Source organism: Kaistella yananensis, assembly GCF_026107505.2.
Taxonomy (GTDB): Bacteria; Bacteroidota; Bacteroidia; order Flavobacteriales; family Weeksellaceae; genus Kaistella; species Kaistella yananensis.
This window is the reverse complement of record NZ_JAPCHZ010000001.1, coordinates 115,706-130,715: the sequence shown is the minus strand read 5'-3', so window position 1 is coordinate 130,715 and position 15,010 is coordinate 115,706. Positions and strand designations below refer to the sequence as shown.

Genomic DNA, 15,010 nt, shown 5'->3' with positions numbered 1-15,010 from the left:
ATATTTTTTTGCCGGCTTTTATTAAATGAAGAGTAAAACCATGGATGTTTTACAATAATGAAATAAAAAAAACCGCGGAAAGTCAAGATTTTCCGCAGTTGTTCAATACAATTATGTAATCCTTTATTACTTTTTCATTTCCTCTCTTTTCTGAGCATCCAGAACGGCGATTGTCGCAAGGTTTACGATTTCATCTACGCTTGCACGCATTTGAAGAACGTGAACCGGCTGTTTCAGACCCATTAAAATTGGCCCAACAACCTGCGCCACCTTCATCCCGCGGATGATTTTGTAAGAAAGGTTCGCACTTTCCAGATTCGGGAAGACAAAAACGTTTGCCGGTGTAGTACCGAGTTTGGAGAAGGGATAATCAGAAAGATGGTCTGAATTCATCGCGAAATCCGGCTGTATTTCACCATCTACAATCATTTTCGGATATTTCTCATGAAGTATGGCTACCGCCTCAGCTACTTTTTTCGAAGTTTCAGAAATTCCGGCGAAATTCTCAAACGATAGCATAGCAATTCGTGGCTCGATAGCGAAAGATTTCACGACGATTTCAGACATTCTTGCGATGCCTACCAGGTCCTGAGCAGTCGGGTTCTGAACAACTGAAGTATCCGCAAAGAAAATCGGTTTTTTCTCCGTTAAAATCATCATCATGGAAGAAACTTTATCTACCCCTTTTTCTTTTTCAATGATCTCAAGAACAGGTCTTAAAGTAGAAGAATAGTTTTTGGAGAAACCAACGATCAGTGCATCCGTATCACCGTTTCTCAACATCAGTGGGCCGAAATAATCACGCTGGCGAACAAATCTTTTCGCTTTGTATTCGTTCATGCCTTTGCGCTGGCGAAGCTTCCAAAGATCTTCTCTGTATTTTTTACGGTTTTCTTCCTGATCATCGTCTGCAGGATCCACAATCGGAACATCGATTTCGATCCCGAATTTCTTCATCTGCTCTTTGATGTATTTTTTCTCACCCAAAAGTATCGGTTGTGCAATACCTTCTTCGTAAAGAATTTGTGCAGCTTTCAATACATTGTATTCTTCAGCGTTTCCGAGGGTAACTCTTTTCGGGTTCGATCGCGCGCGGTTCTGCATCATTCGGATGAGTTTTTCGTCGCGGCCCATTCTGTCGAGAAGACTATTCTCGTAATCTTCGAAATTTTCAATCGGCTTACCGGCGATCCCGCTTTCCATCGCAGCTTCGGCTACTGCCATCGATACTTTGGTAATCAGTCGGTTATCGAAGGGTTTAGGAATAAAATATTCTCTTCCGAAACTTAAATTTTTTAAGTTATAAGCTAAAATAACCGCTTCCGGAACTGGCTCTTTTGCTAAGTTTGCAATTGCATGAACTGCCGCAAGCTTCATTTCTTCATTAATTCCCCGCGCCTGCACATCGAGCGCGCCACGGAAGATGTAAGGAAAACCAAGAACATTGTTTACTTGGTTAGGATAATCGCTTCGGCCGGTGGCCATGATGGTATCTTTTCTGGTTTCCATTGCCAGGTCGTACTCGATCTCGGGATTTGGATTTGCCAAGCCAAAAACGATAGGACTTTCTGCCATTGAAAGCAGCATTTCCGGTGTCATTACATTGCCTTTTGAGAGTCCAACAAACACATCGGCTCCCTTCAAAGCATCCGAAAGCGTTTCCAGATCAGTTTGTGCGACAAAATCGATCTTTTCGGAAGTTAGGTTTTCTCTTTTATGATTGATGACTCCTTTGGAATCGCACATCAGGATATTTTCTTTTTTAAGACCTAATTCCACATAAAGTTTTGTGCAGGCAATTGCCGCAGCTCCGGCGCCATTAACCACCATTTTCACGTCATCGATTTTCTTTCCGGCAATTTCGAGGGCATTAATTAAAGCAGCTGCAGAAATTATGGCGGTACCGTGCTGATCATCATGCATCAGCGGAATATTGAGTTCTTCTTTCAGACGCTGTTCGATGTAAAATGCTTCAGGAGCTTTTATATCTTCAAGGTTGATTCCGCCAAAAGTAGGAGCAATTCCTTTGACAATCTCGATGAATTTGTCGGGATCTTTTTCATCGATTTCAATATCAAAAACATTGATATCGGCGAAAATTTTAAACAAGAGGCCTTTACCTTCCATCACCGGTTTTGAAGCTTCGGCACCAATGTCGCCCAATCCTAAAACGGCAGTTCCGTTAGAAATTACGGCCACTAAATTCCCTTTTCCTGTATAATCGTAAACTGTTTTGGGATCCTTTTCAATTTCCAGACATGGGATGGCGACACCCGGGGAATAAGCTAAGGAGAGGTCGCGCTGCGAAGAGTGCGGTTTTGAAGGAATGACTTCGATCTTTCCTTTCGGTTCGGTCTTATGATAATCGAGGGCTGCCTGGTTAAAGTTTTTCTCGTCTCTGTTTGTTTTGCTTGACATAATTTTTGGTTTTTCAATATCAGAAACCGGTTTCCCAGATTCTGAATAAGATTTCTGAATAAAATCTCTGCATTAATAATTTTTTCCGGCAGTTAGTTTAACTCCAGAATGTACTTTTTGTGGTAATCCACTAAACTTTCGATTGGTTTCTGCACTACTTTCCCAACGGTTAAGTTAAGTTCTGCGGCGGCGGCTCTTAAAATATCTTCATAAATAAAAGCGATGTAGCCAATAAAATTGATTTCAACCTTCCCTGCTTCGGGATAAGGAAGCACCTGATAATCGAGGAAATTCTTCATCTCATCAAAAACCATATTCTGAAAATAAGGGTGCTTTTTGCGTTCTGCAACAAACTTGTTGAATTCGCCCAAATAAGCATTCGCACGCGGGTTATGATACATTCTTCTAATCGCTTCTTCGATGGTAAGATGATAGGTGCTGATGAAATCGTTTTCTAAATCTTTCGGCAGTTTTTTCATGAAAAAACGTCTTAAGAGATGTTTTCCGAGCGCGCTTCCGCTTCCTTCGTCACCGATTAAAAATCCCAGAGAAGGCAAATCGGTTCTGATTTTTTCACCGTCGAAATAGCAGGAATTGGATCCCGTACCGAGAATACAGATTATGGCGGGAGTACCGTTGTAGGCTGCATAGGCTGCGGCCGTCATATCTTCTTTTACCGTAATTTCGGCATTAGTAAAAGCTTTGGTAAACTCATCGGCTACCTTTTTTTTATTATCGGGTGTTCCGCAACCGGATCCGTAAAAAAAAACTTTTTCGATATGATTTTTAAGGAAGAACAGTTCCTGATTCTTATCAATTTCCTGTAGGATAAACTCAGGATTAATGATATTTGGATTGAATCCCAGTGTTGTGGTTTTCAGATTGGGTTCCCCGGTATTTTCGAGAATTACCCAGTCGCATTTCGTGGAGCCGCCGTCGACAATGGCAATCATATACTGTATCGTTTAATCTGCTAAAATATCAATTTTATTTCAAACACTTTGTTATTTACCGCACAATTTTCTGTGTAGAAAACTTAAAAAAAAGTTGGTCATAAAAAAAGCAATTCAAATAACGAATTGCCCGATTTATTACTGAAAACCCAATGATTATTCCACACTCAGCACTTCTACAATTTCGGGAGCAAACTGCTTAATGGTGTTTTCAACGCCCAATTTCATGGTAGAAAAACTCATGGGGCAGCCGTTGCAGTTCCCCTGAAGCTTTACATAAACTACATTGTCTTTAAGATCTACCAATTCGATATCGCCGCCGTCTTTATTAAGAAACGGCCGGATGCTCTCGAGTGCTTCGAGTACTTTGGTTACGGTTTCTTCCTGTTTTGTTTCCATTATTAATTTTTTGGCTGATAGGTTAAAGGTTCAAATAATAACATGAATCCCAATCAGTTTCCTATTTATTTTTTTGGTGAGCAACCTGCCATGGTTGTAATTTTCACGGCTTCGGTTGGCGGAAGATTTTTGTTTCTTTCCACTAAACTTTCAATCATATTCTGCGCTACAGTTTTATAAATTTCTGTAATTGCAGCTCCTTCCTGCATTGCAGCGGGACGGCCAACGTCGCCTGCTTCTCTGACACTCTGGATGATTGGGATTTCTCCCAACACCGGAATTCCTAAATCTTCTGCAAGATATTGTGCGCCCTGGTTCCCGAAAATATAATATTTGTTATCCGGCAATTCTTCTGGAGTAAAGTATGACATATTTTCAATTAAACCTAAAACCGGAATATTGATGCTTTCCATCTGGAACATCGCAATCCCTTTTCTTACATCAGCAAGAGCGATATGCTGCGGTGTACTTACTATAACAGCTCCGGTTACCGGCACTTCCTGGATAATTGAAAGATGAATATCACCAGTTCCCGGTGGCAGGTCGATTAAAAGAAAATCGAGTTCTCCCCAAGCCGCATCACGAATCATTTGGTTTAAAGCTTTGCTCGCCATAGGTCCGCGCCAAACCACTGCCTGGTTTGCCCCTGAGAAATAACCGATTGAAAGCATTTTTACGCCGTAATTCTCCACTGGTTTCATCAGATTTCTACCGTCTATTTCAACAGAAATTGGTTTTGCTCCCACCGTGTCGAACATGGTAGGAACAGACGGTCCGTAAATATCTGCATCTAAAAGCCCTACTTTGAAGCCCATTTTCGACAAAGTTACAGCAAGATTGGCAGCAACCGTAGATTTGCCTACGCCACCTTTTCCGGAAGCCACGGCAATGATATTCTGTATTCCCGGAATCTGTTTCCCCTTGATTTGGTTCTGCTGAACTTCGGAGGGTTCGGGAGAAGCAATTTTAAGTTTCAAAACTACATCTTCACCAAATTCTGAAGCAAAAGCCTGTTTCATGGCAGCTTCAAGTTTCTTTTTTTCGTGCATTGCGGGTGAATGCGCCGTCATATCAATATATACATCATTTCCCATCACCTGGAAATTGTGCACTAAATCATCAACTTCTATCTCTTTCAGAAATAACTGAACTTTTTCTTTCGTCAACATAATTTTTTACTAAAAATTGAATGACAAAAATACGCAAATTTTTCTGTAATTTAGAATGAATAAAAGTTAGATTGAACTGACATCAATCACTATTAATTGATTTAAAATGCTTTTTCCGACCGGAATTAATGGCTGCAGTAATAAAGAAAACCAGGAATGACGGGATTAGCCAGCCTAACTGATGTTGGGATAAAGGGAGCCAACTATTTATTTGTTCAACCGGTTCAGAGAAAATATTAAAGTACTGAAAGACAGAAAGTGACGCCACCAATGCTGCAGTAACCACTGCCGCGACAAACGGTGTTTTAGAAAATATAATTTTCCCGAAGAACAACAATGTTAGAATCAGTGCGAAGGTAATCGGATAGACAAAGGCCAGAATCACCACGGCATAATCGATGATTTCTTCCACGCTTTTCACCGAAAAATAAGCGGAAACCAAACAGGTTATCACCACGCCCACTTTATAATTTATTTTCCCGAACGTGAATTTCTCAAGAAAGCTGCCCATTGCAGAACTAAGTGCAATCGCAGTGGTAAGACAAGCCAAAGCTACCGCAAATGAAATCACCACGGTGCCGTTTTTACCTAAAACTTCATTCGAAATATGGAGCAAGAGGTCGGTTCGGGATATATTTTCCGACATAGGATAACCCGAGTGCGCGCCCAGATAAATTAAACCTCCATAGATAAACAGCAAAGCCGCCATAGAGATTAATCCCGCCGCTATGGTAATTTTAAAACGGTCGTTACTGTTCGTATATCCTTTATCAATCGCAGCAGAAATAATAATTCCTGCGAAAATAACCGACGCCAAAACATCCAATGTCTGGTACCCTTCATGAAAAGCAAAAACAAATGATTCCTGAGTACTTATGCCGGTGATTTTAGAAACATCAGGCGGATTCATAATGCCCATCACCACAAGAATTCCCAAACTTAAAATAAGAAAAGGAGTAAGAAAATTTCCGATGATATCTACAATTTTCGATTGCGAAACCGATAAAAATATCACAACCGCAAAAAAGACGACAGAGAAAACAACATTATTAAAGCCCGGAAGAAGCGGTTTTATCCCGATCTCATAGGTCGCAGCGGCAGTTCTTGGAATTGCTACAATGGGACCGATACATAACATAATGAGAGACGCCAAAACGGTTACGATAAAAGGATTAACCTTTCGGCCGAGATCCGTAAATGATGTACCGAAAAGCACCACGGTAAGCACACCCAAAAAAGGTGCAATAATTCCTGTGGTGAAAAATCCAGCAACAGCAGCGAACCATTCGCTTCCAGATTTCAATCCGATAAAAGGAGGAAGAATTAAATTTCCAGCTCCAAAAAACATCGCAAAAAGTGCAAAACCCAAGGTTATCGCCGGCCCGAATTTATTTTTCATTGCAATATGCAGTTCTCTGTATGATTGAATTTTATCGTTTTTAGGAATTCTTATAAATCTCCACCATGATTATCCAGCTGGCCTTCCCATTTGGAAACGGAAGAAGTAGCAAGAGCATTTCCTAAAACATTCGTCATGCTTCTTCCCATATCGCAAAAGTGGTCGATAGGCAATATTAAAGCGATACCTTCCGGCGGAATGCCGAACATGGTACAGGTTGCCACAATAATTACAAGACTCGCTCTGGGTACTCCTGCGATTCCTTTTGAGGTAAGCATTAAAACCAAAAGCATGGTAATTTGCTGTCCCAAAGTCATATCGATTCCGTAAATCTGTGCAATGAAAATCGCGGCAAAAGTCATATACATCATACTTCCATCGAGATTGAAAGAATATCCGAGTGGGAGAATAAAAGATACAATCCGGTTGTTACATCCAAATCTTTCGAGTTCTTCAACCAGTTTTGGGAACACAGCTTCGGAACTTGTAGTTGAAAAAGCAATTAATAAAGGAGCTTTAATCCTGCGTAAAAGTTCGAAAAGGCGGTTTCCTAAAATCAGATAACCTACAACAAGTAGAACCAACCATAAAATACCAAGGGCAAAAAAGAAGTCACGCAGATAAATTGCATACACTTTAAAGATTTCGAACCCATTTGTCGCTACAACTGCAGCGATTGCACCCAAAACTCCAAGTGGCGCGAACCACATGATGTAACCAACCATTTTCAGAATGGCGTGAGCAGAGATATCAAGCGCACGGACGATAGGTTTTGTATATTCTTCGCCCATATTTGCTAAAGCAACACCAAACATGATTGAAAACACTACGATCTGCAGAACTTCATTGGTTGCAAAGGCATCGAATAAACTTTTAGGAATAACATGTTTTACAAACTGCTCTAATGAAAGTCCCTGACTGTTTGCAACGACTTCGCCGGCATCGCCAGCCGCCGGAATCGGAAGCTGCATTACCTTGCCCGGCTCAAGCCAGTTTACTAAAACAAGTCCTATCGTAAGTGACACGAGAGAGGCTATTATAAACCAAAGCATTGCTTTTGTGCCTACCCGGCCGATCATCTTAATATCACTCATCTTGGCGATACCCACCACCAAAGTTGTAAATACCAGCGGAGCGATAATCATCTGCACCAAACGGATGAAGACGGTTCCTAAAAGTTTAATGTTTTTCGAAAATCCTTCGGAACTTTCAGGGTACTGGGTATGCACGATCCCGCCCATTACAACTCCTAATATAAGCGCAACGATAATGGCGATGAACAGTTTGTTTTGTCCTTTCATGTATTTTGTTTTTTTGAAGAATCGTCTGAGGCGATCTTGGGAAAGAGGTTTTGTAAGAATTACAAATATATGTTTTTTTATGGAAAACTATCAACAATGCCCAATATCAAACAGACATCCTAAAAGACGTAACGCATCATTACCAAAACAAAAAACCTCTGAAAAATTCAGAGGTTCCAATATACTGCAATAATAGCGTATTGTTTAAATATTTTATGCTCTTAAATATCTTGCATAAGCATAACCTTCTTCTCCATCGGCGGTTCTTACTTTCCACCAGTCGTCTGACGTCTGCTCTACCAAAGTTACAGATTCGCCTTTAGCAGCTTTACCTACGATAGCACCGTCTGTTGAAGGTTCCTGTCTGATATTAAGGTTAGAATCTTCTGTAGCAACGGTTAACGTAGAACCTGATGCCAAACCTGCCACCTGAACATCAACATTTATATCCGAAGCGGAATAAGTAGAATCTATTGCGCCAAGGGCGTTCCACACTGCATCTTTTGCTGCGGTAGAAGCGGCGCTTCCTGACACATATAGAATTCCGTCCTGTTCTACTACCTTAAGATTGGATACTCCAGCTGACTGAGCAGCAGAGATTACTCCTGCGTATTTATCCTGTAATGCACTCATAACTGATTATTTTACGGTGTAATTATAATTAACTTTTCCGGCCTGTAAAGCATCAACCGACATTTTGATTTTTCTCGCCTGTTCCGGAGAAACATTTCCGGTGAGGGTTAATTCGCCGTTAATCACTTCTACCTTAACCGAAGGGAAATCCTTAACCGCGTCGGTTACTTTCTGCTGAACTGCAGGATCAACAGCAGACACTGTTTCTACCACCACAGGAGCTTCTATAGTCGCCATATCCATTACATCCTTAATACCCGGGATTGCTTTTAAGGAAGCGATCATTGCATCTTTTGAAGCCTGATCTGCGAACGTTCCGCTTAAGTGCGCAGTTCCGTCTTTTACTTCAACGGATGCTGTTGGGTTAGAGGTTACTACTGTTGTAGCCTGGGTTTGGAGTTCTGCATCTGTAACTTTCTTTTTACAAGAGATAGAACCGAACGATACTGCGAGCGCTAAAGCCGCCATTGCGATTGTTTTTTTCATAGTGAATTTATTTAATGTTAAAATTGGTTCTCAAATTTAAAGATAAAACCTAAGTTTGATTCTTAATTAAATACTAAAGTTTTCTTAAATTTCTGAGATGCCCCTCCGATTCGGTAAAATCCCCGAGGCATATTCTGACTGTATTATTCTCAAATATACATTTTTAAATTTAAATTTTCAAACTTTCTCTTGAATGGTGCGAAATGTAAGATTTACCCTCGGCGCAGTCACTCTTTTTGTTGGCGGAAGTCGATGGAGCCAATACGACTGTGTTTCATCTCTCATGACCAGAAGGCTTCCGTGCGCCAAAACCAATTCAACTTTTTCGCCGGTTACTTTATGTTTGAACGAAAATTTTCTTTCGGCCCCCAAACTCAATGAGGCAATTGCCCCGTTTTTTTTAAGGTCCTTTTCCGCATCGCTGTGGTACGCCATTCCTTCGTCTCCGTTATGATAAAGATTCAGCAGGCAGGAATTGAATTTCTCTCCTGTTTTTTCCTCGACAAGTTTCTTCAAAGCAAGAAGTTCTTCGGTCCAGGACAAGGCTGTTTTTGTGGTTTTGGAATAAGTGTACTGAAAACCTTCGTCACCATACCACGCCACTTTTCTTTTAGTAACAATCTTTTTTCCAAATATTACGGCTTCATCATTTTTCCAGGCAATATTTTCTAAGAGCTTCCAGTAAAAAAAATCTGCTTTATCCGCATCCAATATTTTGCCATAATAATTTACTGTTCCATCTTTTGGAAGTAAATTAACATCTGAGTCATCAAGATTTCCGAATAAGCTCATCATAGAATTATTTACAAATCAAATTTCTGATTTTTTTTATACATTCGTTCAAAATTAGTCTCAATGAAAAAACTCTTACAGATTCTTCTCATTTTCTGCTTCATCACGTTGTTTGCGCAAAACAGAGCCGATAACACATTCGTAAAAGAAAACTTTATTAAAAAAGAGGTGTATATCCCCATGCGCGACGGTGTGAAATTATTCACTTCAATTTACATTCCGAAAGACATTTCCAGAACAAAAAAATATCCTTTTATCATGCAGCGTACCTGCTACAGCGTTGCTCCATACGGCGAAACTGAATACAAAAGTTCTTTGGGCCCGAACAAATATTTAATGAATGAAAAATATATTTTCGTTTATCAGGATGTTCGTGGGAGGTACATGAGCGAAGGAACTTTCACCAACATGACACCGCAAGTCGAACGAAAAAGCAAGAAGGATGTTGATGAAAGTACTGATACCTACGACACGATTGACTGGCTCCTGAAAAACATCACCAACAATAATGGCAAAGTAGGACAATACGGAACTTCCTATCCCGGATTTTATACCGCTGCCGGAATTTTGGCTGATCATCCCGCATTGGTAGCATCTTCACCTCAAGCACCGATTTCCGATTTTTGGAATGATGATTTTTTACATAACGGTAAATTCATGCTCGGATATTTCCGCACTTTCCCGGTTTTTGGCGTACAAAAAACCAAACCTGAAAAAGAAGGTTGGTATATGGATTCTTTCATAAAACCTAATTCAGAAGACGGCTTGAAATTCTACCGTGAACTCGGAACTTTAAAGGACGGCTACGAAAAATATTACAAGGATAATTTCTTTATGACGGAGATTATGAATCATCCAAACTATGATGAATACTGGCAAAAAAGAAGTCTTCTTCCTCACTTAAAAAACGTAAACCATGCGGTAATGACCGTTGGTGGCTGGTACGACGCTGAAGATTTATTCGGACCATTAAACATTTACAAAACAATTGAAAAAACCAGTCCGAAAGCCAAAAATACCATCGTGATGGGACCATTTTCGCACGGTGGCTGGGCAAGGGAAACCGGAAAACATTTCCATAATGAGATTTATTTTGGAGACAGCATTGCCACCTATTATCAAAAGAATCTGGAAACGAAATTTTTCAGTCATTACCTGAAAGGAAATTCCAAAACCGACGCCGGCCTGCCCGAAGCTGTTCTTTACGACACTGGAAGTAAGGCATGGAAAGAATTCGCCCACTATCCTCCGAAAAATGCCCAGAAAATCAACTTTTATCTAGCTAACGGAACTTTGACCGAAAATCCATCGGCAAGTTTTTCTGAATATTACAGCGATCCCAATAATCCTGTTTTGAGTTCGGACAATTTGAAAGATTTCAATGGATTTACGCCAAGAAATTACATGAGCGAAGACCAGCGTTTCGCTGTGGGAAGACCGGACGTTTTGACTTTCACAACAGAACCGTTGACGGAAGATCTTACTTTCGGTGGTGAAATCATGGCAAAACTTAACATCGCATCCACTTCTACTGATGCAGATTTTGCGGTGAAACTCATTGATGTTTATCCTGAAGATTTCAAACCTGCGGAAAAGAAGGACGGCGTTATTTACGGGAATTACCACCAAATGGTAAGAAGCGAAATTATGCCGGCAAGATTCCGCAACACGCGCGAAAAGCCTGAAGCATTGGTTACCAACCAGAAGACAGCAGTGAATTTCCGACTTCAGGATGTGGTGCATACCTTCAAAAAAGGACACCGGATTCAGATTCAGATTTCAAGCACGTGGTTTCCGCTGTTTGTTGTAAATCCTCAGAAATTTTTGGCAAATCCGAACCTTGCGACAAAAGAAGATTATACAAAAGCATTCATTAAAATCTTCGGCGACAGTTCTATAGAAGCCGATATTTTAAAATAATTTCGTTTTAAAACATAAAAAAATCTCTTTCAACGAATTGTCGAAAGAGATTTTTATTTTTTACCACAAAACGCACTAATTAATGTCTGTATTTAATGAATCTTGGTTCTTGATTCTTTTTTCTTTCTTCTTTCTTCTACTTCGAAATATGATAATACGCCAACATTTTATAATATAATTTTGCAGCAAGGAAAGCCGTTGGTTTTGGCATCGGCGAATCCATTAATTCTACAATATCAAAGGCAACTACATTGCATTTTTCAAAAACTTTTTTAAGCAATTCCAACGTTGGATACCACTGCAAACCGCCCGGTTCTGGAGTTCCTGTGGAAGGCGCAATCGATGGATCAAATGCATCCAAATCGATGGTGATGTAAACATTTCCAGAAACTTTTGCAAGAACATCATCAATCCAATTTGGGTTGCTGTGGATTTCATGTGCCCAAAAACAATTTCCTTCTTGTACATATTGCATTTCTTCTCTATCTCCAGAACGAATCCCGACTTGTACCAAATTATGTTTCTGACTCGCTTCAAAAACCGCACAAGCATGATTGGAAGTGGAACCGTGAAAATCCGGACGTAAGTCGGTGTGTGCATCCAGCTGAAGAACCGTAAGATTTTCAAACTTTTCGCCTACCGCGCGAATAGATCCAATAGAAACCGAATGTTCCCCACCAAAAAGGGTGAAAAGTTTCCCTTCCTGGTTCAGCAATTCTTTGGTTTTTTGGTAAACTGCTTCGGTCATAGCTTCAGGAGAAGAATTCTCAGATATTTCTCCGGCTAAATAAACGCCTTCCAAATAGGGTTCTGTTCCTGTTTCAATGTCATACAATTCCATATTTTCGGAAGCATCAAGAAAAAGTTCCGGGCCTTTGTCGGCACCTTTCCCCCAGGTTGAAGTTCCGTCGTAAGGAACGGTTACGAGCACTACTTTTGACGATTCTAACTGAGCGTTTTCTTCCGGAATTCCAGCATATGTCTGCATAGGATATTTAAATTTTTAGGTTGAATATTTAAGATTTCAAAGATAAAAAAAACGGTGGTAACTCATGGCAGTTTTCTCACGCGTCCGATTTCTAAAAAAAATGATAACTTTATGCAAAACTTCATGTGATGGAAACAAATAATATCGAAAACAAAAACGGAAAGTGGATTTGGGGAATTTTTTACTACAATAAAGAAGACGACAGAATTTTCCCTCCAAAAAGAATTCCCTGGATGGGTTGGACCGTGAATTTCGCGAACTGGAAATCGATCGCAGCTTTAGTTACAATGATTGCTTTTTTTTCTTTTGTATTATTCATGATATATAGAAGCAAGTGATATTTCAAAATGTTGCTTTGTCACAGCAATTGAACTTCAAACAACTTTACTTTTATTAATATTTAAAGTATGATAACAAAATTTTTAATCTTCACCTTAATCATGTTTTTTTCGAATATTTTTGGTCAGGAAATTACAGGTTCTTGGCAAGGTGAACTCGATGTTCAGGGAAATAAATTGCCTTTGATCATTCATATCGAAAAAGACATTAACGGTTATAAATCAAATTTTGACAGTCCGCTTCAAGGTGCAAAAGGAATTCCATTTCAGAAAACAGTTTTTCAAAATAACATATTGACTTTAGATGCTTCGAACCTCGGAATTATTTATACCGGGAAATTCGGTAACGATAAAATCGACGGTACTTTTTCACAAAGCGGAATGACTTTACCCTTGGTATTAATTAAAAAGAAAGGAGAAGAAACAGTAATTGATCGTCCACAAACACCAAAACCACCTTATAATTATGATATTGAAGAAGTGAGTTTTGAAAATGCGACCGATAAAAACATTTTGGCAGGAACAATTTCCCAACCAAAAAACTTCGATAAAAACGCTCCTATTTTAATCATGATTACAGGAAGCGGCGCACAAAATCGGGACGAAGAACTTTTCGGGCACAAACCTTTTGCGGTAATTGCCGACGATTTTGCAAAAAAAGGAATCGCCACATTAAGAATGGATGACCGTGGAACAGGCTTGTCATCAAAAGGGAAAGAAAGCGATACTTCTGAAAATTTCGCAACCGATATTAATTCGGCTGTTGAATTTCTGAAAGGGAAAGGTTATAAAAACATTGGATTAATTGGACATTCAGAAGGCGGAATGATCGCACCAATCGTAGCAGATAAAAATAAGAATGTAAAATTTCTGGTTTTGCTGGCTGCACCAGGAATTCCTACCTCAGATCTATTGCAGAAGCAATCTTATGATATTGGGAAAAGTTCCGGGGCATCAGCATCTACACTCGAGACCAATAAAGCCGTGAATCAAAAGATCTACGAGTTCGTAAAAAATTACAACGGTAATAATTTAAAAACTGATTTAAAACCTATTTTAATCTCCGAATTCAAAAAATTTCCGAAAGGTGAAATCCCCGCTGAACAAATTGAAACAGTGGCAGAAAAGCAAGCATCTCAAATTTCCAATCCTTGGTTTCAGTATTTTATAAAATTTAATCCTGGCGTTTATTTATCTAAAATTAAAATCCCAGTTTTGGCAATCAACGGAAGTCTTGACCTACAGGTTTCCGCAAAAGAAAATCTTGCCGGAATAAAGAAATCCTTAGAAAAAGCAGGAAACAAAAATTTTGAAGTAATAGAATTTAAGGGATTAAATCATCTTTTTCAAACGGCAAAAACAGGAAATCCAGCCGAATACGGACAAATCGAAGAAACGATATCGCCGAAAGTTTTAGAGAAAATGACAGCGTGGATTTTACAAAATAAGTTTTAAAAGATGTAGAAACTTTTAGAAGAAAAATACTTTTCCTTACTTTTACTAAAAATAAATATGCCTTTAAAAGCAGTTCTTTTCGATATGGACGGTGTGATTGTGGACACAGAGCCACTGCACCGCAAAGCGTATTTCAAAATGTTTGAAGATTTTGGAATAGAGGTTTCTGAAGAACTTTACACCAGTTTTACTGGCGCTTCCACAAAAAAAGTCTGTAGTACACTGACGGAAACCTTTAAACTCGATGAAACGCACGAAGATCTGGCCGCCATTAAAAGGAACTATTTTAAACATTATTTTGATACAGACCCTGATTTCGATTTAATTCCCGGCGTAAAAGATTTGATTGTACATTACTATGAAAACGGCATCAAACTCGTTTTGGCATCTTCCGCTCACATGAATACCATCAATTGGGTATTCGAAAAATTTGACCTTGAAAAATATTTTGTCGGAAAGATAAGCGGCGCTGATCTTCAGGAATCTAAACCTCATCCGGAAATTTTTATCGTGGCCGCGGAAATGGCCGGTGAAGGCAAAGAAAACTGCATGGTGATAGAAGATTCCACAAACGGAATTGAAGCTGCATATTCCGCAGAAATTTTTTGCGTGGCTTACCAGAGTGCGCATTCAACCCATCAGGTTTATGACAAAGCCAGCCTGCTGGTTTCAGATTTTACCGATATTGAATTTGAGAAAATTTCTAAATATTTCTAATAAAATTTAAAAAAAAGGAGCAAACTCATGTTGCTCCTTTAG

At 39.5% G+C, this 15,010-nt stretch carries 14 protein-coding genes; 4 read left to right on the top strand and 10 right to left on the bottom strand.

Annotated features, from left to right (window positions below; translation table 11 throughout):
• Positions 1-126: 126 nt before the first annotated feature.
• From OK344_RS00590 to OK344_RS00550, 9 genes are all read right to left on the bottom strand, one after another.
• Positions 127-2,418: an NADP-dependent malic enzyme gene (locus tag OK344_RS00590; protein ID WP_265142970.1), complete on the bottom strand. Its 2,292-nt coding sequence runs from the start codon at positions 2,416-2,418 to the stop codon at positions 127-129.
• Positions 2,419-2,510: 92 nt separating this feature from the next.
• Positions 2,511-3,371 (bottom strand): BadF/BadG/BcrA/BcrD ATPase family protein, encoded by an 861-nt coding sequence (locus OK344_RS00585; RefSeq protein WP_265142969.1) that lies wholly within the window; start codon positions 3,369-3,371, stop codon positions 2,511-2,513.
• A gap of 156 nt (positions 3,372-3,527) precedes the next feature.
• Positions 3,528-3,770, bottom strand: coding sequence for a NifU family protein (locus OK344_RS00580; protein WP_265142968.1), 243 nt, complete (start codon positions 3,768-3,770; stop codon positions 3,528-3,530).
• A gap of 65 nt (positions 3,771-3,835) precedes the next feature.
• On the bottom strand, positions 3,836-4,939 hold the full coding sequence (locus OK344_RS00575; RefSeq protein WP_265142967.1) for an Mrp/NBP35 family ATP-binding protein: 1,104 nt from the start codon (positions 4,937-4,939) through the stop codon (positions 3,836-3,838).
• A gap of 82 nt (positions 4,940-5,021) precedes the next feature.
• Positions 5,022-6,338, bottom strand: coding sequence for a branched-chain amino acid transport system II carrier protein (gene brnQ, locus OK344_RS00570; RefSeq protein WP_265142966.1), 1,317 nt, complete (start codon positions 6,336-6,338; stop codon positions 5,022-5,024).
• A 50-nt stretch (positions 6,339-6,388) separates the two neighbouring features.
• On the bottom strand, positions 6,389-7,639 hold the full coding sequence (locus tag OK344_RS00565) for a dicarboxylate/amino acid:cation symporter (RefSeq protein ID WP_265142965.1): 1,251 nt from the start codon (positions 7,637-7,639) through the stop codon (positions 6,389-6,391).
• 213 nt (positions 7,640-7,852) lie between these two features.
• Positions 7,853-8,272 (bottom strand): SH3 domain-containing protein, encoded by a 420-nt coding sequence (locus OK344_RS00560; protein ID WP_265142964.1) that lies wholly within the window; start codon positions 8,270-8,272, stop codon positions 7,853-7,855.
• 6 nt (positions 8,273-8,278) lie between these two features.
• Entirely contained in the window at positions 8,279-8,758 is a 480-nt protein-coding gene (locus OK344_RS00555) for a BON domain-containing protein (protein WP_088468095.1), read from the bottom strand.
• Between the two features lie 177 nt (positions 8,759-8,935).
• Positions 8,936-9,550, bottom strand: coding sequence for an alpha-ketoglutarate-dependent dioxygenase AlkB family protein (locus OK344_RS00550; protein WP_265143592.1), 615 nt, complete (start codon positions 9,548-9,550; stop codon positions 8,936-8,938).
• Between the two features lie 63 nt (positions 9,551-9,613).
• Between OK344_RS00550 and OK344_RS00545 the strand changes: the two genes are divergently transcribed.
• Positions 9,614-11,470 carry a CocE/NonD family hydrolase gene (locus OK344_RS00545; protein WP_265142963.1) on the top strand — a complete coding sequence of 619 codons (1,857 nt, stop codon included), beginning with the start codon at positions 9,614-9,616 and terminating at the stop codon, positions 11,468-11,470.
• 136 nt (positions 11,471-11,606) lie between these two features.
• Here OK344_RS00545 and speB read toward each other — a convergent pair whose 3' ends face one another.
• Positions 11,607-12,458: an agmatinase gene (gene speB / locus OK344_RS00540; protein WP_265142962.1), complete on the bottom strand. Its 852-nt coding sequence runs from the start codon at positions 12,456-12,458 to the stop codon at positions 11,607-11,609.
• A gap of 128 nt (positions 12,459-12,586) precedes the next feature.
• Between speB and OK344_RS00535 the strand changes: the two genes are divergently transcribed.
• The 3 genes from OK344_RS00535 to OK344_RS00525 all read left to right on the top strand — a co-directional run bounded on the left by OK344_RS00535 (position 12,587) and on the right by OK344_RS00525 (position 14,968).
• On the top strand, positions 12,587-12,796 hold the full coding sequence (locus tag OK344_RS00535) for a DUF5808 domain-containing protein (protein ID WP_265142961.1): 210 nt from the start codon (positions 12,587-12,589) through the stop codon (positions 12,794-12,796).
• Positions 12,797-12,865: 69 nt separating this feature from the next.
• Positions 12,866-14,251 carry an alpha/beta hydrolase family protein gene (locus OK344_RS00530; RefSeq protein ID WP_265142960.1) on the top strand — a complete coding sequence of 462 codons (1,386 nt, stop codon included), beginning with the start codon at positions 12,866-12,868 and terminating at the stop codon, positions 14,249-14,251.
• 57 nt (positions 14,252-14,308) lie between these two features.
• Entirely contained in the window at positions 14,309-14,968 is a 660-nt protein-coding gene (locus OK344_RS00525; RefSeq protein WP_265142958.1) for an HAD family hydrolase, read from the top strand.
• Positions 14,969-15,010 lie beyond the last annotated feature (42 nt).

What these genes read in the sequence shown, in the direction of transcription:
- OK344_RS00590 (WP_265142970.1), bottom strand. Translation starts at nt 2,418, where the DNA reads ATGTCAAGCAAAACAAACAGAGACGAGAAAAACTTTAACCAGGCAGCC.
- OK344_RS00585 (WP_265142969.1), bottom strand. Translation starts at nt 3,371, where the DNA reads ATGATTGCCATTGTCGACGGCGGCTCCACGAAATGCGACTGGGTAATT.
- OK344_RS00580 (WP_265142968.1), bottom strand. Translation starts at nt 3,770, where the DNA reads ATGGAAACAAAACAGGAAGAAACCGTAACCAAAGTACTCGAAGCACTC.
- OK344_RS00575 (WP_265142967.1), bottom strand. Translation starts at nt 4,939, where the DNA reads ATGTTGACGAAAGAAAAAGTTCAGTTATTTCTGAAAGAGATAGAAGTT.
- brnQ (WP_265142966.1), bottom strand. Translation starts at nt 6,338, where the DNA reads ATGAAAAATAAATTCGGGCCGGCGATAACCTTGGGTTTTGCACTTTTT.
- OK344_RS00565 (WP_265142965.1), bottom strand. Translation starts at nt 7,639, where the DNA reads ATGAAAGGACAAAACAAACTGTTCATCGCCATTATCGTTGCGCTTATA.
- OK344_RS00560 (WP_265142964.1), bottom strand. Translation starts at nt 8,272, where the DNA reads ATGAGTGCATTACAGGATAAATACGCAGGAGTAATCTCTGCTGCTCAG.
- OK344_RS00555 (WP_088468095.1), bottom strand. Translation starts at nt 8,758, where the DNA reads ATGAAAAAAACAATCGCAATGGCGGCTTTAGCGCTCGCAGTATCGTTC.
- OK344_RS00550 (WP_265143592.1), bottom strand. Translation starts at nt 9,550, where the DNA reads ATGAGCTTATTCGGAAATCTTGATGACTCAGATGTTAATTTACTTCCA.
- OK344_RS00545 (WP_265142963.1), top strand. Translation starts at nt 9,614, where the DNA reads ATGAAAAAACTCTTACAGATTCTTCTCATTTTCTGCTTCATCACGTTG.
- speB (WP_265142962.1), bottom strand. Translation starts at nt 12,458, where the DNA reads ATGCAGACATATGCTGGAATTCCGGAAGAAAACGCTCAGTTAGAATCG.
- OK344_RS00535 (WP_265142961.1), top strand. Translation starts at nt 12,587, where the DNA reads ATGGAAACAAATAATATCGAAAACAAAAACGGAAAGTGGATTTGGGGA.
- OK344_RS00530 (WP_265142960.1), top strand. Translation starts at nt 12,866, where the DNA reads ATGATAACAAAATTTTTAATCTTCACCTTAATCATGTTTTTTTCGAAT.
- OK344_RS00525 (WP_265142958.1), top strand. Translation starts at nt 14,309, where the DNA reads ATGCCTTTAAAAGCAGTTCTTTTCGATATGGACGGTGTGATTGTGGAC.